Origin of the sequence: Rhizomicrobium sp., assembly GCA_037200385.1 — a bacterium.
Lineage (GTDB): Bacteria > Pseudomonadota > Alphaproteobacteria > Micropepsales > Micropepsaceae > Rhizomicrobium.
Genome location: JBBCGL010000001.1, coordinates 3,876,708 through 3,894,922, shown reverse-complemented (window position 1 = coordinate 3,894,922; position 18,215 = coordinate 3,876,708). Strand labels below are relative to the sequence as shown.

The 18,215-nt window shown below is 66.9% G+C and carries 21 protein-coding genes; 10 read left to right on the top strand and 11 right to left on the bottom strand.

Annotated elements, in window-relative coordinates; translation table 11 throughout:
- Window positions 1-77 precede the first annotated feature (77 nt).
- The 3 genes from proC to WDM91_18735 form a co-directional block, all read right to left on the bottom strand.
- Complete coding sequence (gene proC / locus WDM91_18745; protein MEI9996643.1) at window positions 78-887, bottom strand: pyrroline-5-carboxylate reductase; 810 nt, start codon at window positions 885-887, stop codon at window positions 78-80.
- A gap of 90 nt (window positions 888-977) precedes the next feature.
- Window positions 978-1,481 (bottom strand): YbjN domain-containing protein, encoded by a 504-nt coding sequence (locus WDM91_18740; GenBank protein ID MEI9996642.1) that lies wholly within the window; start codon window positions 1,479-1,481, stop codon window positions 978-980.
- Window positions 1,482-1,646: 165 nt separating this feature from the next.
- Window positions 1,647-1,919 carry an accessory factor UbiK family protein gene (locus WDM91_18735; GenBank protein ID MEI9996641.1) on the bottom strand — a complete coding sequence of 91 codons (273 nt, stop codon included), beginning with the start codon at window positions 1,917-1,919 and terminating at the stop codon, window positions 1,647-1,649.
- Window positions 1,920-2,012: 93 nt separating this feature from the next.
- Here WDM91_18735 and lgt point away from each other — a divergent pair, with 93 nt between their 5' ends.
- The 4 genes from lgt to WDM91_18715 all read left to right on the top strand — a co-directional run bounded on the left by lgt (window position 2,013) and on the right by WDM91_18715 (window position 5,846).
- Entirely contained in the window at window positions 2,013-2,909 is an 897-nt protein-coding gene (lgt, locus tag WDM91_18730) for a prolipoprotein diacylglyceryl transferase (protein MEI9996640.1), read from the top strand.
- Entirely contained in the window at window positions 2,906-3,940 is a 1,035-nt protein-coding gene (locus WDM91_18725; GenBank protein MEI9996639.1) for an SAM-dependent methyltransferase, read from the top strand. Before lgt ends, WDM91_18725 begins: the two co-directional genes overlap by 4 nt.
- Before the next feature lie 84 nt (window positions 3,941-4,024).
- Window positions 4,025-4,813, top strand: a complete 789-nt coding sequence (pgeF, locus tag WDM91_18720; protein ID MEI9996638.1) for a peptidoglycan editing factor PgeF — start codon at window positions 4,025-4,027, stop codon at window positions 4,811-4,813.
- 70 nt (window positions 4,814-4,883) lie between these two features.
- Window positions 4,884-5,846, top strand: coding sequence for a ribose-phosphate pyrophosphokinase (locus tag WDM91_18715; GenBank protein MEI9996637.1), 963 nt, complete (start codon window positions 4,884-4,886; stop codon window positions 5,844-5,846).
- Window positions 5,847-5,993: 147 nt separating this feature from the next.
- Here the strand turns inward: WDM91_18715 and WDM91_18710 are convergent, their stop codons facing one another.
- Window positions 5,994-6,713 (bottom strand): class I SAM-dependent methyltransferase, encoded by a 720-nt coding sequence (locus WDM91_18710; GenBank protein ID MEI9996636.1) that lies wholly within the window; start codon window positions 6,711-6,713, stop codon window positions 5,994-5,996.
- A 94-nt stretch (window positions 6,714-6,807) separates the two neighbouring features.
- Complete coding sequence (locus WDM91_18705; protein MEI9996635.1) at window positions 6,808-7,650, bottom strand: alpha/beta hydrolase; 843 nt, start codon at window positions 7,648-7,650, stop codon at window positions 6,808-6,810.
- A 171-nt stretch (window positions 7,651-7,821) separates the two neighbouring features.
- On the opposite strand from WDM91_18705, the gene WDM91_18700 reads away from it, so the two are divergent.
- The 6 genes from WDM91_18700 (at window position 7,822) to WDM91_18675 (ending at window position 11,961) form a co-directional block, all read left to right on the top strand.
- Window positions 7,822-8,514, top strand: a complete 693-nt coding sequence (locus WDM91_18700) for a 50S ribosomal protein L25/general stress protein Ctc (protein MEI9996634.1) — start codon at window positions 7,822-7,824, stop codon at window positions 8,512-8,514.
- A 15-nt stretch (window positions 8,515-8,529) separates the two neighbouring features.
- Window positions 8,530-9,192 carry an aminoacyl-tRNA hydrolase gene (gene pth / locus WDM91_18695; protein MEI9996633.1) on the top strand — a complete coding sequence of 221 codons (663 nt, stop codon included), beginning with the start codon at window positions 8,530-8,532 and terminating at the stop codon, window positions 9,190-9,192.
- Window positions 9,192-10,289, top strand: a complete 1,098-nt coding sequence (ychF, locus tag WDM91_18690; GenBank protein ID MEI9996632.1) for a redox-regulated ATPase YchF — start codon at window positions 9,192-9,194, stop codon at window positions 10,287-10,289. The genes pth and ychF overlap by 1 nt, the downstream gene beginning before the upstream one ends.
- A gap of 176 nt (window positions 10,290-10,465) precedes the next feature.
- Window positions 10,466-11,146 (top strand): dienelactone hydrolase family protein, encoded by a 681-nt coding sequence (locus WDM91_18685; GenBank protein ID MEI9996631.1) that lies wholly within the window; start codon window positions 10,466-10,468, stop codon window positions 11,144-11,146.
- 89 nt (window positions 11,147-11,235) lie between these two features.
- Window positions 11,236-11,652 (top strand): UrcA family protein, encoded by a 417-nt coding sequence (locus tag WDM91_18680; GenBank protein MEI9996630.1) that lies wholly within the window; start codon window positions 11,236-11,238, stop codon window positions 11,650-11,652.
- A gap of 114 nt (window positions 11,653-11,766) precedes the next feature.
- Window positions 11,767-11,961, top strand: a complete 195-nt coding sequence (locus tag WDM91_18675; protein ID MEI9996629.1) for a hypothetical protein — start codon at window positions 11,767-11,769, stop codon at window positions 11,959-11,961.
- Between the two features lie 40 nt (window positions 11,962-12,001).
- Here WDM91_18675 and WDM91_18670 read toward each other — a convergent pair whose 3' ends face one another.
- The 6 genes from WDM91_18670 to WDM91_18645 form a co-directional block, all read right to left on the bottom strand.
- Complete coding sequence (locus WDM91_18670; protein MEI9996628.1) at window positions 12,002-14,059, bottom strand: bifunctional aldolase/short-chain dehydrogenase; 2,058 nt, start codon at window positions 14,057-14,059, stop codon at window positions 12,002-12,004.
- A gap of 181 nt (window positions 14,060-14,240) precedes the next feature.
- Window positions 14,241-15,320, bottom strand: a complete 1,080-nt coding sequence (mtnA, locus tag WDM91_18665) for an S-methyl-5-thioribose-1-phosphate isomerase (protein ID MEI9996627.1) — start codon at window positions 15,318-15,320, stop codon at window positions 14,241-14,243.
- Complete coding sequence (locus tag WDM91_18660) at window positions 15,317-15,769, bottom strand: hypothetical protein (GenBank protein MEI9996626.1); 453 nt, start codon at window positions 15,767-15,769, stop codon at window positions 15,317-15,319. The genes mtnA and WDM91_18660 overlap by 4 nt, the downstream gene beginning before the upstream one ends.
- A 188-nt stretch (window positions 15,770-15,957) precedes the next feature.
- Window positions 15,958-16,551, bottom strand: a complete 594-nt coding sequence (locus tag WDM91_18655; GenBank protein ID MEI9996625.1) for a glutathione S-transferase family protein — start codon at window positions 16,549-16,551, stop codon at window positions 15,958-15,960.
- A gap of 69 nt (window positions 16,552-16,620) precedes the next feature.
- The gene (locus tag WDM91_18650; GenBank protein ID MEI9996624.1) at window positions 16,621-17,148 is read right to left on the bottom strand and encodes an adenine phosphoribosyltransferase; all 528 of its coding nucleotides are present in this window, start codon (window positions 17,146-17,148) and stop codon (window positions 16,621-16,623) included.
- 79 nt (window positions 17,149-17,227) lie between these two features.
- A complete protein-coding gene (locus WDM91_18645) occupies window positions 17,228-18,151 on the bottom strand; it encodes an S-methyl-5'-thioadenosine phosphorylase (protein MEI9996623.1) in 924 nt (307 codons plus the stop codon).
- Between the last annotated feature and the right edge of the window lie 64 nt (window positions 18,152-18,215).

The window sequence follows — 18,215 nt, the reverse complement described above, 5'->3', positions numbered from 1 at the left end:
GTCATCCCCGGCCGAACATCGCGAAGCGATGTGAGGGAAAGGGAACCCACGCGCCGGGGATGACAGGCGCGCTTTATTTACGAGCCCAGCTCCTTCGCGCGTTTGCGGGCGGCGGCGACGGCGCGGCGCATCAACGGGGCCAGGCCCTTCGTGGACATCAACACCTTCAATGCGGCTTCTGTGGTGCCATGCGGGCTGGTGACGTCGCGGCGCAGGGTCTCCGGCGGCGACGGATCGCCGTCGAGCAGCGCACCCGCACCGGTGATGGTGGCGCGTGCAAGAGTCTGCGCCAGGGCCCGCGGCAGGCCTTCGGCCTGTGCGGCGGCCGCCAGTGTCTCGACCAGCAGGAAGACATAGGCGGGACCGGAGCCCGAGACCGCGGTCACCGCATCGATATCGGCTTCACGTCCCACCCAGACGGTTTCGCCCAGCGCGGCGAGCAGGCTGTCGGCCAGCGCGCGATCCTTCGGCGTCGTGCCGGGTGCGGCGAACAGGGCGGTGATGCCGCGGCCGACCGCGCCGGGCGTGTTGGGCATGGCCCGGATGAGGCGGGCCTTGGCGCCCCATGCTCCGCGCATCGCCTTGAGGCTGGTGCCGGCCGCGATCGAGAGCATCAAGGCGCCCGACTGCGCGATGGGCTTCAGCGACGCGATCTCGGTCTTCAGGATCTGCGGCTTGAGCGCGACGACGCAGGCGCGGGCGGCGAGGGAGTCGATGTTCGCCGTGCGGGCGAAGAGCGCGATGTGATGTTTCTTCGCCAGCGCCTTCAGCTCGGGCGACGGGTTGGGCTCGACGGCGAGGACAGGCCCGAGGTCGCGCGCGACCCAGCCCTTGAGCAGCGCGCCGCCCATGCGCCCGGCACCGATGAGGAGGATGGGTTGGGTCATGGGGAATATCCTTTACCTCCCCCTTGCGGGGAGGTCGACGCGCGGAGCGAAGCGAGCACGTCGGGTGGCGGGAGTTCTATCCGGAGAGACTCACGCCTGGCCCGCGCACTCCAGCACGGCGGCGGCGACGGCCTCCTCGGCAGTCTTGTTGCCCCACAGCACGAACTGGAAGGCGGGATAGTAGTGTTCGCAAGCCTCGAGCGCGAGATTCAGCAACGCTTCGCATTGCGAGGCGGAGGCGCGTGCATCGGGAAAGATCATCGCATGACGGAAAACGATGGTGCCATCCTCGGGCCAGAGGTCGAAATGGCCGATCCAAAGCCTGGCGTTCACATACATCAGCAGGTCGGCGACGTTAGAGCGCCGCACGCCTTCGGAGATCCGCATGTCGAAGGCGCTGGAGAGATGCAGCGATTGCAGGTCGTCGCGCCAGGAGAAGCTGAAATGATGGTCGCTCCAGCGGCCGGCAACGGACAGGCTGAGCTCGTCGCGCCCGGCGCGCTCGAACGCCCAGCCATTCTCTTCCACCGCCCGCTCGAGCATGTCGATCGGATGCGGGGTGGCGGGTGCCTCGTCGAGATGGATGACGGTCATCAAGTGCTCCGGATTCACGGCCGCGACGCAACGCGAAGCAGTCGTGAATCAAACTGGCACAAGATTTTGTGGTGGCACAAGAGTCTGACTCTACAAGACCCTGAACAGTCCGCGGCATCCACAGGCTTGGCGGGTGCGGCGATTTGAATCGGATGTTGGCTGCGCTTATGCCGACCGGGCAGGCGGAGAATCGGTCGCTTTCGCCTCGAGCGCCGCGATCCGCGCCGCGAGCGCCTCGTTCTCGGCGCGGGCCTTGGCCGCCATCGCCTTGACCACCTCGAATTCCTCCCGCGGCACGAAATCCATGTCGGCGACCAGCCTTTCGAGGCGCTGCTTCACGAAGGTGTCGATCTCGTCGCGCACGCTCTTGGCGGCGCCGGCCGCGTCGGTGAAAAGGCGGGCCATGCCGTCGAGAAAAGGATTGTCGGTCTGGGCCATGCGGGTCTCCTGCTATTCCCTATATGGCGAGTGCGCCGCGGCCCGGCAAGGCGGCGGCTTGACAGGAACCGGCGAACCAGACGTGGTTCGCCCATGAGCCTGGGCCTCTTGCAGTTCCCGAACATCAATCCGGTCATCCATATCTGGTTCGTCACCATCCACTGGTATGGGCTGGCCTATCTCGCGGGCCTGCTGGCGGGCTGGTGGGTGGCCGCCCGCATGACGCACGAACGCCGGTTGTGGAAGAACCCGACCTTCTCCGGCAAGCCGCCGATCACCGCCGACCAGATCGGCGATTTGGTGGTCTGGGCGACGCTGGGCGTGATCCTGGGCGGCCGCATCGGCTGGATCCTGTTCTACGGCATCATCCTGTGCAGCGTGTCGCCCGGGACCGCGATGTGCCTGGCCCCACAGGGCGGAGCGCCGCTGCCGCTGGGCTTCGTCGAGGATCCGATGCGGCTGATCACCATCTGGGAAGGCGGGATGTCGTTCCATGGCGGGCTGGCCGGCGTGGCGCTGGCCGTGTGGCTGTTCTGCCGGAAGAACCGCCTGCCGCTGCTGCCCGTGGCCGACATGCTCGCGGTGGTGGCGCCGATCGGGCTGTTCTTCGGGCGGCTGGCGAACTTCGTGAACGGCGAGCTGTGGGGCAAGATCACCGACGTGCCCTGGGCGATGGTCTTTCCGCATGCCGGGCCGTACCCGCGCCATCCCAGCCAGCTCTATGAGGCAGCGCTCGAAGGCGTGCTGTTGTTCCTGATCCTGCAATTCGCACTGCGCCGCCTGCAACTGCAGGAGCGGCCGGGTCTGCTGACCGGGCTGTTCTTCGCCGGCTATGGCGTGTTCCGCTTCTTCGTCGAGTTCTTCCGCGAACCCGACGGTCCGTTCATCGGCTGGTTCAGCATGGGCATGGCGCTGTCGATCCCGCTCTGGGTCGCGGCGGGGGCGTTCTTCTGGGTCTCGCTCCGGCCCCATGTCAACGCGCGCGCATGATCGGCGCGCGTATCGCCGGGCTCATCGCGAGCCAGGGACCGATGCCGCTGGCCGAGTTCATGGCGCTCGCGGCCGGCGACTACTACGCGACACGCGATCCGTTCGGCGGCGGCGGCGATTTCGTCACCGCGCCCGAGATCAGCCAGATGTTCGGCGAGCTCCTGGGGCTGTGGATCGCGCAGAGCTGGCACGACCAGGGCAAGCCGGCGCGGCCGCTGCTGATGGAACTGGGGCCGGGACGCGGAACCCTGATGCGCGACGCCTTGCGGGCGATGAAGCTGATGCCGGAGTTCCACGACCAGCTCGCAGTCGTGCTGGTCGAGGCGAGCCCGGTGCTCGAAGAGGCGCAACGCGCCGCGTTGAAGGATTGCGGCGTGCCCATGCGCTGGTCCCGCAGCTTCGCGGCGGAGGGCGATCGGCCGCTCTATCTCATCGCCAACGAGTTCTTCGACGCGCTGCCGATCCATCAATATGTGAAGACCGGGCGCGGCTGGTGCGAGCGCATGGTGACCCTGGACGCGCAGGACGGGCTCGTCTTCGCGTTGGCGCCCACGCCCTTGCCGGACAGCCGCGTGCCGGCCAATCGCGACGGCGCGCCGCCCGGCGGGTTCTTCGAAGCCTCGCCCATGGGCGAGGCGCTGGCGGAAGAGATCGCGCATGCCGTGGCGCGGCGCGGCGGCGCGGCGCTGATCGTCGACTACGGCTATGCGGTGCCGGGCTTCGGCGAGACCCTGCAGGCGGTCAAGGGGCATGGCTTCGGCGCGGTGCTGGAGACGCCGGGCGAAGCCGACCTCTCGGCGCATGTCGATTTCACCGCGCTGGGCGACGCGGCGGTGCGCGGCGGTGCCTCGGTCTGCGGCCCGGTGGAGCAAGGCGCCTTCCTGCAGAGCCTGGGAATCGCGCACCGCGCCGGGGTGCTCGGCCAGTTGGTCGAGTTGGAGCGGCTGACCGGTCCGGAGCAGATGGGTATGCTGTTCAAGGCGCTGGCGATCGTGCCGAAGGCCGCACCGACGCCGCCGGGGTTTGGGTGAATTCGTTCCATGAAGCCTCGTCATCGCCGCGCGAAGAAAATTGGATTGCCCGCATGAAGCGGGTGATGACGGTTGTGTAGAAGAATGTTGCATCTAAAAGCCGCGTCTCTCTCCGCCCTGCCCGGCATCACGCACGGCTTCTTCGGCCGCACGGGCGGGGTGTCGAGCGGACTCTATGACTCGCTCAATTGCGGGCCGGGCTCTGGCGATGCGCGGGCCAATGTCGCCGAGAACCGGCGGCGGGTCGCGGCGGCGCTGGGCGACGCCGCGCTCGTCACGCTGGGTCAGATCCACAGTCCGGATGTCGTGACCGTTACAAGGCCATGGCCGATCGGCGAGACGCGGGCGGAGGATGCGCGCCACATCCCGCTCGGCGATGCGATGGTGAGCGCGGTGCCGGGCATCGCGCTGGGCATCCTCACCGCCGATTGCGCGCCCGTGCTTTTCGCCGATGCGCAGGCGCGCGTGATCGGCGCGGCGCACGCGGGATGGAAGGGTGCGCTGGGCGGCGTGCTGGCGAACACGCTCGACGCGATGGAGGCGCTGGGCGCGCGGCGCACGCGCATCGCCGCCGCGATCGGGCCCTGCATCGGCCAGGCGAATTACGAAGTCGGGGCGGAATTCCAGGCGCGGTTCGTCGCCGAAGATATGGCGAACGCGACATTATTCGTCCCGAGCCAGCGGGCCGGACATCACCATTTCGACCTCGAGGGCTTCGTCGCGAACCGCCTGCACGCGGCGGGTGTGGATAGAATCGAACGGTTGTCCGCCTGCACCTATGCGCGCAGTGCCGATTTTTTCAGCTTCCGGCGTGCAACCCATCGCGGCGAAGGCGATTACGGACGCGAAATTTCCGCGATCGTGCTCCGCTGACACTTTCCGGGCGCGGGCGCGCTTGCTACAAGCCCGTCATCAAAGCATCACATCAGCGGTGGGCAGCGTCATGACCGAGACCAACGGATCGCGTGGCATGAAGCTGCTGGCCGGCAATTCCAACGGCGAGCTCGCCAAGGCGATCGGGGCGCATCTCAAGCTGCCCTTCATCAAGGCCATCGTGCGGCGCTTCGCCGACATGGAGGTGTTCGTCGAGATCCAGGAGAACGTCCGCGGCGAGGACATCTTCGTCATCCAGTCGACGAGCTTTCCCGCCAACGACAACCTGATGGAGCTGCTGATCATCATCGACGCGCTGCGGCGCGCCTCGGCGCGGCGCATCACGGCGGTGCTGCCCTATTTCGGCTATGCCAGGCAGGACCGCAAGGTCGGGCCGCGCACCCCGATCTCGGCCAAGCTGGTGGCGAACCTGATCACCGGCGCGGGCGCCAGCCGCGTGCTGACGGTCGACCTGCATGCCGGGCAGATCCAGGGCTTCTTCGACATCCCGACCGACAACCTGTTCGCCATGCCGGTGATCGTGCGCGACATCCAGGACTATCTGGGCACCGGCGATCACCTGATGGTGGTCTCGCCGGACGTCGGCGGCGTGGTGCGGGCGCGGGCGCTGGCCAAGCGGCTGGGCACCGAGCTCGCCATCGTCGACAAGCGCCGGGAGCGCGCCGGCGAATCCGAAGTGATGAACATCATCGGCGACGTCGAGGGCCGGAGCTGCATCCTGATCGACGACATCGTGGATTCGGGCGGGACGATCTGCAACGCCGCCGAGGCCCTGCTCAGGAACGGTGCCAAGGACGTCTGCGCCTATGCCACGCATGGCGTGCTGTCGGGCGGCGCGGTGGCGCGCATCGCGGGCTCCAAGCTCAAATCGATGGTGGTGACGGACTCGATCAGCGCGACGGAAGAGCAGCGCAAATGCGCCACCATCCGCCGCATCTCCATCGCGCCGCTGCTCGGCGAAGCGATGCGCCGGATCAACAACGAAGAGAGCGTGTCGAGCCTGTTCGATTGACCTGAGCCGATCGCGTCTTCACCGCGCGTCATGCTGAGGCGCTCCGCGAAGCGGAGCCTCGAAGCACGCACATTCGGCGCCGTCATCCTTCGAGGCTCCCCCGCCCTTCGGACGGGGTCGCACCTCAGGATGACGCGGTGCCAGCCCCTAACGCCGCTTCCCGAACAGCGCGCTCTCATGCGCCATGTCCGGCAGGCGGCGGTTGGCGGGATCGTATTGCGGCGTGTCGGTGTAGCGGTGGACGTTCAGCACGGTCTCGAACGACGCCGCCGCCGCCGTGTCCTTGAAGCGGAAATTGCTGTGGCGCAGCGCCAGCAATCCGCCCGGCTTCAGGCAGCGCGCGAAATCGGCGACGGTGCGCTCGAAATCGGCGAAGCGGATCAGGTGATCGCAGCGCGGCGGCCGGCTGCGCGCCAGATCGCCATGGCGCAGCACCGCCATGCAGAAGATCGCGTCATAGGAGGCGTCCGCCTCCTGCGCGGTGGACCCGGCGACGGCGAAGGCGAGGTGTGGATCGCCGCCCAGGGCGGCCCGGCAGACCGCGATGCTCTGCGGATTGATGTCGATCCCCTTGATGAAGGCCCGCGGGAAATAGCGGCGCAGGGTGGCGACCTCCTCCCCCGTCGCGCAGCCGAAGGAGAGCAGGCGCAGCGCCGGGCCGTCGCCGAGACGCGCGCGCGCCGCGCCGAAGATCGTCGGATAGCGGTCGGGGCGCGCGGCGCTGTAGGGCTGGAACCGGTTGCGCGGGCGGCGCAGCGCGAGCAGCAGCATGCCGCGATAGGCCGGATCGGCCACGAACCGCGCGAGGGCGCGGGCGCCGCGCCGCAGGGGCGCCAGGATCCGCTTGACCGGGCTGCTGGCAGGCAAGGGATTCGCGCTCCCGATGGACAGAAGACCTATAGCACGAGGCCGGCCGATGCCGACGAAACGGGGAAAGACCGCGCGCTGCACGCGCCCCGAATCAATGCGCGGCGATGAAGGCCAGCATGTCCGGGTAGAGCGTCGTGTTGCCGCGCAGGCCCGGCGCCAGCGACAGGATGATGCCCAGATGGCTGACGCCGGCATATTCCTTCAGCTCGACCGTGTTGCCGGCGGCACGCAGGCGCTGGGCCATGCGGCGCGAATTGCCCGCGCCCACCGTCGTATCGGCGGTGCCGTGCGCCAGCAGCATCGGAGGATGGCGGCCGGCGGCGTATTTGATCGGCTGCGTCGCCATCACGCGGTCGCCGCCGAAGATGTCGATCAGCGCGGGGTCGGCAAGCGGCAGGAAATCGTAAGGCCCGGCAAGGCCGATGGCGCCGCGGATCCAGGCCGGATCGGCATGGGCGGCCTTGAGATAGGTGTCGTTCACCGCCAGCATCACCGCGATGTAGGCGCCGGCGGAATGGCCGGAGACGAACAGCCGGCCGGGATCGCCGCCATAATCCGCAGCATGTGCGTGCACAAAGGCGACCGCGGCGGCGCCGTCCTCGAGGAAGGCGGGATATCTCACCTGCGGATAGACGCGGTAGTCGGCGACGACGGTGACGATGCCCCTGCTCGCGAAGGCCTGGCCGAAGGCGCGGTAGATGTCCTTGGAACCGCTCTGCCAACTGCCGCCATAGAAGAACAACAGCACCGGCGCGGACGCCTTCAGATGGTCGGGGATATAGACGTCGAGCGTCTGGCGCGGATCGCTGCCATAGGCGACGTCGGCGCGGATCGAATAGCCCGCGCGCGGCACCGCAAGGTTGAGGAGCGGCACGCAGCCGGCCAGGAGGAGGCCTCCGGCGGCGGCGAACCAGTGCGACAGCTTGCGGGTCAAAGCGCCGATCATCCTTTTGGTGATATACGAAGTGCGGGCGCGATTGGACCGGCACCCCGATGGCGGGTGCCGTCTTGTGTTGGTCCCGCGCTTCCGCTAAAAGCCACGCCTTTCCGGGACCTTTTGGCTCGTGCGGCCTCTAAAAAGTGCCGATCAATCAAGGACTTGACTATGCGTGAGACCCAGGAATTGCGCGCCGAGCCGCGCGACGGCACCGGCAAGGGCCCGGCCTTCCAGATCCGCGTGAAGGGCCTCGTGCCCGCCGTGGTCTATGGCGGCGACATCGCGCCCGAGAACGTCGCGGTCGACTTCCGCGCCCTGGAGCGCCATTTCCAGACCGGCAGCTTCACCACGCAGCTCGTGATGCTCGACATCGCGGGCAAGAAGACCCGCGTGATCCCGCGCGAAGTGCAGGTCGATCCGGTCACCGACCGTCCCGTCCATGTCGATTTCATGCGCCTGGGCGAAGGCGCCAAGGTGCGGCTCGCCATTCCCGTGCATTTCCGCAACCAGGGCGACTCGCCGGGCCTCAAGAAGGGCGGCGTGCTGAACATCGTGCGGCACGAGATCGTGCTGCTCTGCCCTGCCGAGAGCATCCCGGAAGAGATCGTCATCGACCTCTCGGGCCTCGACATCCACGACTCGGTCCACATCGACGACGTCAAGCTGCCGGAAGGCGTCAAGCCGATCATTCGCGGCCGCGATTTCACGATCTGCTCCATCGTCGCGCCGACCAGCGTGCTGGAAGAGCAGCGCGCCGCCGCAGCAGCGGCCACCGCCGCCGCATCGGCTCCGGCCGCCGAGGAAGCGGCTGCCGCGCCGGCCGCCGGCGCCGCGCCCGCCGCCGCGCCCGCGAAGAAGTAATCCTTCGCAGCTCCGATGTCGGACACGCCGCTTCTCATCGCCGGGCTCGGCAACCCCGGCGCGGAGTATGCGCGCAACCGGCACAATGCCGGCTTCATGGCGGTCGACACGATCCACGAGAGCTACAAGTTCGGACCCTGGCGCGGACGTTTCCAGGGCGCGATCAGTGAAGGGCTGCTGGGCGGGCGCAAGACATACCTGCTGAAGCCCGGCACCTATATGAATCTCAGCGGCGACAGCGTCGGCGCCGCCATGCGCTTCTTCAAGCTGCCGCTGAACGCCGTCGTCGTGATCCATGACGAACTCGACCTGCCGGCCGGCAAGCTGAAAACGAAAACCGGCGGCGGCGACGCCGGCAACAATGGGGCGCGCTCCATCACCGCCGCCATCGGCTCCGACTACCGCCGCGTGCGCATCGGCGTCGGCCATCCGGGCGGCCGGGAGCGGGTGACGGGCCATGTGCTGGGCAATTTCAGCAAGGCCGACGAGAAGGAATGGCTGGGGCCGATGCTGTCGGCGATCGCCGAGGCCGCGCCGCTGCTTGCCAAGGACAACGACATCGGGTTCATGAACAGGATCTCGCTGGCGCTGAACCCGCCGCGGCCCAATGCACCGCGGCCGCCGCTCAAGCCGGCCAAGGTGCCGCCGCCGAAAACCGAACAGAAAGATGACGAATAATGGGCTTCAAATGCGGCATCGTCGGACTGCCCAATGTCGGCAAATCCACGCTTTTCAATGCGCTGACCCAGACCGCCGCGGCGCAGGCCGCGAATTATCCCTTCTGCACCATCGAGCCCAATGTCGGCGACGTCGCGGTGCCGGACCCGCGGCTCGAAACGCTGGCGAAGGTCGGCAAGTCGGCGGAGATCATCCCGACCCGCATCACCTTCGTGGACATCGCGGGGCTGGTGCGCGGCGCCTCGAAGGGCGAAGGGCTGGGCAACCAGTTCCTCGCCAACATCCGCGAGGTCGACGCCATCGCGCATGTGCTGCGCTGCTTCGAGGATGACGACATCACCCATGTCGAGGGCAAGATCGATCCCGTCGGCGACGCCGAGACGGTCGAGACCGAGCTGATGCTCGCCGACCTCGACAGCCTGGAGAAGCGCATCAAGCCGCTCGAGAAGAAAGCCAATTCCGGCGAGAAGGAGGCCAAGGAACAGCTCGCGCTGATGATGAAGGCCATCGTGCTGCTGCGCGAGGGCAAGCCCGCGCGGGATGCCGAACTCACCGCGGAGGAGCGCACGCCGTTCTCGCAGCTCGGACTGATGACCTCCAAGCCCGTCCTCTATGTCTGCAATGTCGACGAAGGTTCGGCGGCGGCGGGCAACAAATTTTCGGCCGCGGTCGAAGCGATGGCGAAGCGCCAGGGCGCCGGCACGGTGACGATCTCCTGCCGCATCGAGGAGGAAGTCGCACAGCTCGCGGCGGCGGAGCGCGAGGAATTCCTTTCGAGCCTGGGGCTCGAGGAGCCGGGCCTCAACAAGCTGATCCGCGCGGGCTACGCGCTTTTGGGCCTGCTCACCTTCTTCACGGTGGGTCCGAAGGAGACGCGCGCCTGGACGGTGACCAAGGGCTCGCGGGCGCCGCAGGCGGCGGGCGTGATCCACACCGATTTCGAACACGGCTTCATCCGGGCCGAGACCATCGCGTTCGCCGACTACATTGCGGGCAACGGCGAAGCGGGCGCGCGCGACGCGGGAAAATTCCGGCTCGAAGGCAAGGACTATGTCGTCGCCGACGGCGACGTGATGCATTTCCGGTTCAACGCGTAGCGCCAATTGTCATCCCCGGCCGAACGCCGCGTAGCGGCGTGAGGGGAAGGGGACCCAGGTGGGCAAGACCGACACCGGTCTATCCACCTGGGTCCCCTTCCCTCGCGCGGCTTGCGCCGCGCTCGCCGGGGATGACATCCTTGCCTTAAGTGGCACCAGACAAAACGGAGAATCACATGGCCCTCAAAGGCAAGATGGAAAAGATGACGATGAGCGATGGCGCCGAAATCGGCGTCTATCGCGTGCAGGCGCAGGGCGCGCGGCGCGGCGGGCTGGTGCTCATCCAGGAGATCTTCGGCGTCACCGAACACATCATGGAATTGTCCGACGGCTATGCCGCGGAGGGCTATGAGGTGCTGGCGCCTGCGCTCTACGACCGCGAGCATCCCGGCTTCCAGGCGAGCTATTCGCCGGAGGACATCCAGGTCGCGATCAAGCTGGCGCGCGCGGAGCATCCCTTCGACCTCTCCGTCGCCGACACGCAAGCCTGCATCGACGACCTGAAGGCGCGCGGGCCTGTGTTCATCACCGGCTATTGCTATGGCGGCAGCGTGACCTGGGCGGCAGCGGGGAGGTGCACGGGGCTGAGCGCGGCCTCGGGCTATTATGGCGGCAATATCGGACAGATGATCGACCTACAGCCGAGATGCCCGACCATCCTGCATTTCGGCGAAAAGGATCACGGCATCCCGCTGGAGACCGTGCGCAAGATCGAAGCGGCGCATCCCGAGGTGAAGGTCTATGTCTATCCCGCGGGCCATGGATTCAATTCGGATCGCCGGACGGATTACGACGAGGCTTCCGCCAAGCTCGGCAAGCAGCGCACGCTGGAACTGTTCCGCGCCCATGGCGGGTGACGCACGGAACGGGTTTTCGCGATAGCCGTTTTGGAACAGGGTTCGCCAACAGGGGCGAATGTCGAAGGCGCCAATCGAGGAGTTGCGCCATGTTCCGTTCTTTCCGTTTCGCCCTGATGGCCGGTGCCGTCGCCCTTGCCGCGGCGGTGCCCGCCGCCGCACAGGACTACGGCCGCCATGACCGTGATGGCCGCTATGACAATGCCGCTTATGGTCCGGACGACACCGAGCGGGTGATCGTCATCTCGCCGCGTGGCGAGCGCTGGGTCGACCGCAACGGCGTCGAGAAATTGTCGCGCGAGGTGTCCTATGCCGATCTGGATCTCGGCACGCGCGAGGGCGCGCATGCGTTTCGCGAGCGGATTCGTGCGACGGCCCGCGACGTCTGCCATGAACTCACCAACCACGATTCCGCGGCCGACCAGGGCTATGAGGCCTGCTATACGGCCGCGGCGCGCGATGCGCTGAACGAAGCGGACGATGTGATCGCCGACGCGCGGGACTAACCCAACAAGGAACGGTGTCGCGCCGGCATGGCGCGGCGCCACCACCCAACGGGAACGAATCGGCGTCACCGACTGTTAGCTGAGGACCGTTCCCATTTCATAAGGACATATTTCATGAAAACGCTGATCGCGACGGTGTTCGCGCTGACTCTCCTGGGTGCCCCCGCCGCCAGCGCCGAGGGCATCGGCCTTGGCGTCCATGTCGGCGGCATCGGCGTGGGCGCTCATGTCGGCGGCCATGGCCGCAACCATCACCGCCATTGCCGGTCCTGGAGCCATCACCGCCACTATTGCCGCGGCTGGTACTGACAAAAGAGGGCCGGGCGGATACGTCCGGCCCCTTTGCTCGTCAGCGTAGCGCCGCCTCGATGTTGCCGCCGTCGACCGTGATCACGGCGGCGGTCGTCTTTTCGGCGTGCGCGAGATAGACGAAGGCTTCGGCGACTTCGCTCGCATAGACTTCGCGGCCCAGCAGGTTGCCCGACATATAACTCTCTTCGCTCACGCCCCGCGCCTTGGCGCGGGCGGCGACCATGTCGTCGGTCAGCAGGCCCGTGCGGATGCGGTCGGCGTTCACGGCGTTGGCACGGATGCCGTCCTTGCCGTGGTCGAGCGCGTATTGACGGACCAGGAAGAGCGTCGCCGCCTTGGGCAGGCCGTAGGGGCCGAAATCCTTGCCGGGGTTCACCGCCTGCTTGCTCGTGTTGAACAGCAGGCAGCCATAGGTGCCCTGCAGCTTCATGACGTGCACGGCGTTCTGAGCCACGCTCTGATGCGCGAAGAAGTTCAGCTCGAAGCTCTTGCGCAGCACCGCGTCGTCCACCGTGCCGATATTGCCCTGCCAGGCCGCGCCGGCGTTCGAGACGACGATGTCGACGCCGCCGAAGGCTTCGACCACCTTGTCGAAGGCGTGGCGGACGGAGGCCGGATCGGTCACGTCGCACTGGATCGCCAGCGCCTGCTTGTGCACCGCCTTGGCGGCCTTGACCGCCATGTCGTGGTCGCGATCGAGGATCGCGATCTCCGCCCCCTCCGCCGCCATCGCCTTGGCGGTCGCGGCGCCGATGCCGGAGCCGCCGCCGGTGATGACGCAGACCTGGCGGGCCAGCGGCTTCTCGGCGCCCTTGCCGAGCTTGGCCTGCTCCAGCGACCAGTACTCGACCTCGAACATGTCGTTCTCGGTGATGCATCTGTATTCGCCGATCGCCTCGGCATCGGTGATGACGTCGATCGTGTTCTCGGCGATGTCGGCGGCGATGGCCGCGTCCTTGGCGGTCTGGCCGATCCCGAACATGCCGATGCCGGGGACCAGGATCACGCGCGGGAGGGGATCGAGCTCTTTCTTCTTCGGATTCGAGGTCGCGTTGTTGCGCTCGAAATACTCGTGGTAATGCGCGACGAAGGCGTCGACCGCGGCGGTCACGTCCGTCTTCCAGTCTTCGAGCCTGTGCGCATCGGGCGCCGGCACGACCAACGGCCAATTCTTGGTGCGGATCGTATGGTCGGGCGTGACGACGCCGACCTGGCTGTAGCGCGAAAGCTCCGCGCCATTGACGTAGTCGAGGATCGCGGGACTGCTGCGGAAGCAGAGGATCTGGCGCTTGACCGTGCCGGCCATCGCATTGCGCTCGATGGCGACGGCGCCGCGCAGGATGGGCGCGATCTGCGGCACCGTAGCGAGATGCGCCGGCAGCGCTGCGGCCTTGCGGACCTTGCGCTGACGGCTGAGGCGCTCTTCCGCCAGGGTCACGAATTCGATCATGCGCTCATAGGCCTGCTTGGCGTTCTCGCCCACGGTGAAGATGCCGTGCTGGAGCAGGACGAGGCCTTCGACCTTCGGGTTCGCGTCGAACACGTCGGCGACTGACTTGGCGAGCGCGAAGCCCGGGATCGTGTAGGGGACATAGGCGACACGGTCGCCATAGACCTCACGCACCACCGCTTCGCCGTCGGGCTGGTCGGTCAGGGCGAGGACGGCGGTCGAGTGCGTGTGGTCGATGAATTTGTGCGGCAGGAAGGCGTGCAGCAGGGTCTCGACCGACGGGTTCGGCGCCGAGGAGTCGAGCAGGTTGATGCGCTGGAAGTTGACCATGTCTTCGTCGGAGAGCTTGGGCAGCTTGCGCAGGCGGCGCAGCTCCTCCAGGCGCACGGCGGGCAGGCCGGCGGGCTCGATATTGCCCATGTCCCAGCCGGAGCCCTTGACGCAGATCACCGCGACCTCCTCGCCGAGCTGGTCCCTGGCCGTCGTCTTGACCGAGGTGTTGCCGCCGCCGTGGAGGACGAGGCGCGGGTCCGAGCCCAGGAGGCGCGTGGTGTAGGTGCGCAGCGCGAGGTCGGCGCCCACGCCCTTCTCGGTGTAGCGCTTCACGAAATCGTCGGCTTCGGATTCAACCCAGCGGGACTTCATCGTCGTTCAACCACCATATCTTGCATGCCATCGGCAGCATGGGCCACAGCGTATTGTTTTCGCGTTCCGGAATGCGAATAACGAGTGGCGAATAGCGAGTAGGGAGGCGCCGAGCAACCCCATTCGCAACTCGCCACTCCCTATTCGCCGGGGAGTAGCCCCGCCGCCCAACACAGGGCCATCAGGCGGCGGGGAAGAGGCTGCGTAGGCCCTGCTCCGTTGCCGCGCAAGTCCCGCGTTCGGTGATGAAACCGGTGACGAGACGTGCGGGCGTGACGTCGAAACCCGGGTTCGCCGCTTGAGAACCGGGAGCCGCGATCTCGACCGTCTGGATGGTTCCAGATGGGGTGCGGCCGGTCATTTTCAAGACCTCGTCGGAAGAGCGTTCCTCGATCGGGATGTCACGGCCCGATGCCAGCGTCCAGTCGATGGTCGAAGAGGGCAGCGCGACATAGAAGGGCACGCCATTGTCCTTGGCGGCGAGCGCTTTGAGATAGGTGCCGATCTTGTTGGCGACGTCGCCGTTTGCGGTCACGCGGTCGGTGCCGACGATGCACATGTCGACCTGCCCGTGCTGCATGTAGTGGCCGCCCGCATTGTCGGCGATGATGGTGTGGTTCACGCCATGGGCGCCCAGCTCGAAGGCGGTCAGCGCGGCGCCCTGGTTGCGCGGGCGGGTCTCGTCGACCCAGACATGCAGCGGGATGCCTGCGTCATGCGCCATGTAGAGCGGCGCCAGCGCGGTGCCCCAATCCACCGTCGCCAGCCAGCCGGCGTTGCAATGGGTGAGGATGTTGAGCGGCGCGCCCTTCTGCTTGTGGAGATCGCGGATGATCTCGAGCCCGTTCCTGCCGATGGCTTCGCACATCGCGGCGTCTTCGTCGGCGATGGCGGCGGCCTCCTGCCAGGCGAGGGCGGCGCGCGCGTCGCGCGGCCGGTTGCGGATGGCGTCGCACATCCGCTTCAAGGCCCAGCGCAGATTGATCGCGGTCGGACGGGTCTCGGCGAGCATGTCGTGGGTCGCGGCCAGGTTCTCGTCCGACGGGTCGGCACGGACGGCGAGCGCGAGGCCATAGGCGGCGACGGCGCCGATCAGGGGCGCACCGCGGGTCTGCATGGTCTTGATCGCGACCGCGGCGTCATCCGCCGATTTGAGTTCCAGCGTGACGAATTCGTGCGGCAGCCGCGTCTGGTCGATGATGCCGAACGCCGTGTCGCCGACGGGCCAGACGGAGCGGTAATGTTTGCCGTGGATTTTCATGGGGCGAATCTGTCGTTGAAGTCGGCCAGCAGCGCATCCCGGAGGTGCCGGTCAAGGCCCATAACGAAAATTGTGCCGCTGGCGAGCGCTGGCGGGGTCAGGTCCAGCACCACGCGGCCTTTATATTCGAGCACGATCCTGCGGTTCCCGCCTGCGGTTGCGCGCGCAAGACGAGCGGCGCCCTTCGTATCCAGGCGGATCAGCACGCCCGAGTTCCGACCCTGGCCTCCGGAAGAGCGCAGACTCACGATGTCGCGGCGATTGAAGATGACGTTGATCGACCCACAGACGGGAACGGCTTGCCCCTTGTCGTAGGACGTTATTGCATCTTTGAGAAGCGCCGTGCCGGGGGCGCAAGGGACGACGATGCGGGCATCCAGCATGCCCGACGCCAAGGCGGGAAAGACCGGCAAGACTGCAAAAAGGATGGTGGCAACAACGGATTTCATAGCGCGGCTTTTAGCGGGAAATCGGCGGCGGCTCTAGCCCAACGCTGTCGTCCCCGGCAGAGCGATGCGACAGCATCGCGAAGGGAAAGGGATCCAGGCGGCAAAGGCCGTCACAGTGTTTGCCGCCTGGATCCCCTTCCCGTCTCCGACCGCCTCCGGCGTTCTGAGACGCCGGGGATGACACCGGTTCAGTGCGGCGCGGTCGCCAGCATGGACGGGAATTGCGCGAACTTCGCGAACCATTCCGCCAGCTTCGGGTGGCCGTCACGCCAGGCGATGTCGGGGTAGCGGAAATCGAGATAGCCGAGGGCGCAGCCCGTCGCGATCTCGCCGATGGTCGGCACCGCCGCGAACTTCACACGCTCCAGCGCGTTCACCCCGGCGTCGATGGTGGCGCGGTAGCGCGCCATGTGGTCGGGATTGCGCTTGTCCTCGCCGGTGCTCTCGTAGCGCAGCGCCACCGCCGCATCCATGATGCCGTCGGCCAGGGCATGCAGGCCCATCGCCTTCCAGCGGCCGGTGGAGTTGCTGAAGAGGTTCATGCCCGGGAAGAACTTCCCGCCGCCCATATGGTTGAGGTATTCGCAAATCACCCGGCTGTCGAACAGCGCCGAGCCGTCGTCGAGGACGAGGACGGGGATCTTCTTGAGCGGATTGACCTTGCGCAGCGTCTCGTCGTTGCGCGCGTCGACCACGATGACCTCGAGCTTGAGGTCGAGTTCATGTGCCACGATCTTGCACTTGCGGCCGAAGGGCGAGATGGGATGGGAGTAGAGTTTCATGCGCGCGCGCACGCCCCCACCCGAAAAATCGCTGCGCGATTTTTCGACCTCCCCACGAGAGGGAGGTGATCAGTGCCCCTCATAGGCCACCAGGGTCGTGACCCGCTTGCCCAGGGCACGGATCTTGTCGGCACCGCCGAGCTCGGGGAGATCGATCACGAAGGAACAGCCCACGACGTTGGCGCCGGCGCGCTCCAGGAGCCTGATCGCGGCGACGCAGGTGCCGCCCGTGGCGATCAGGTCGTCGACCACGATGACGTTCTCGCCCGGCTTCACCGCATCGGTATGGATCTCGACCCGGTCGGTGCCGTATTCGAGCGCGTAATCCTCGCCCAGCACGGTGAAGGGCAGCTTGCCCTTCTTGCGCACCGGCACGAAGCCCGTGGAGAGCTGATGCGCCACCGCGCCGCCGAGGATGAAGCCGCGCGCCTCGATCCCCGCGACCTTGTCGATCGCCAGGCCGGCATAGGGCTGCACCAGTTCGTCGACCGCCCGGCGGAAGGCACGCGGGCTGCCGAACAGCGTCGTCACGTCGCGGAACATGATGCCGGGCTTGGGATAGTCCGGGATGGTGCGGATGACGGTCTTGAAGTCCATGGCGGGTCTCCTGCGTGGGGCTCCCCCCACCCGAAAAATCGCCTTGCGATTTTTCGACCTCCCCGCGAGGGGGAGGTGATTACTTTTTGCGCTTCGTCGATTTTTTCTTCGTGGGCGTCTTCGCTTTGGTTTTCTTCGGCAACACGCGGCCGGCAACGGCGTCGAGCTTGCGCACCAGGCGGGCGTCGCGCTTGTCCGGCGCGGTCATCACGGCGGTGTCGAGGACGGTTTCGATCGCCGGCGTGGGCGTGCGGGCGGGACCGAGCTTCTGCGCCACGTTCATGATCAGCTTGCGGGCGTGGTCGGCGTTGGCGTGCATGATCTTGACCACCGCGTCGACCGTCACATGGTCGTGGTCGGGGTGCCAGCAATCGTAGTCGGTCACCATCGCGACGATGGCATAGGGCAGCTCCGCCTCGCGGGCGAGCTTGGCCTCGGGCATCGCGGTCATGCCGATCACGCTGCAGCCCCAGGAACGGTAGAGATTGCTCTCCGCCAGGGAGGAGAATTGCGGCCCTTCGATGCAGATATAGGATCCGCCGCGGGCGTAGGCGATGCCTTCTTCCGCGCAGGCGGTGTTCAGGGCGTGCGCGATGCGGCCGTCGACCGGATGGGCCATCGAGACATGCGCGACGAAGCCGGGGCCGAAGAAGCTCTTTTCGCGCGCGAAGGTGCGGTCGATGAACTGGTCGGCGATCACGAAGGTGCCGGGCGGGAGTTCTTCCTTCAGCGAGCCGCAGGCGGAGACGCTGATCAGGTCGGTGACGCCGACGCGCTTGAGGACGTCGATGTTCGCGCGGTAGTTGATCGAGCTGGGCGTCTGGACATGGCCGCGGCCATGGCGCGGCAGGAAGACGAGATCGGTGCCCTTGTAGGTGCCGAAGAGGAGCGCGTCCGACGGGGCTCCCCAAGGCGATTTCACGGACTTCCAGCGCGGATTCTCGAGGCCGGGAATGTCATAGACGCCGCTGCCGCCGATGACGCCGAGGATGGTCTTGGTCATGGGCGGGCTTTTAGCATGCGTGCGATGTCAGGCCAGAGACTTTCCTCCTCCGTAACAACGGGGG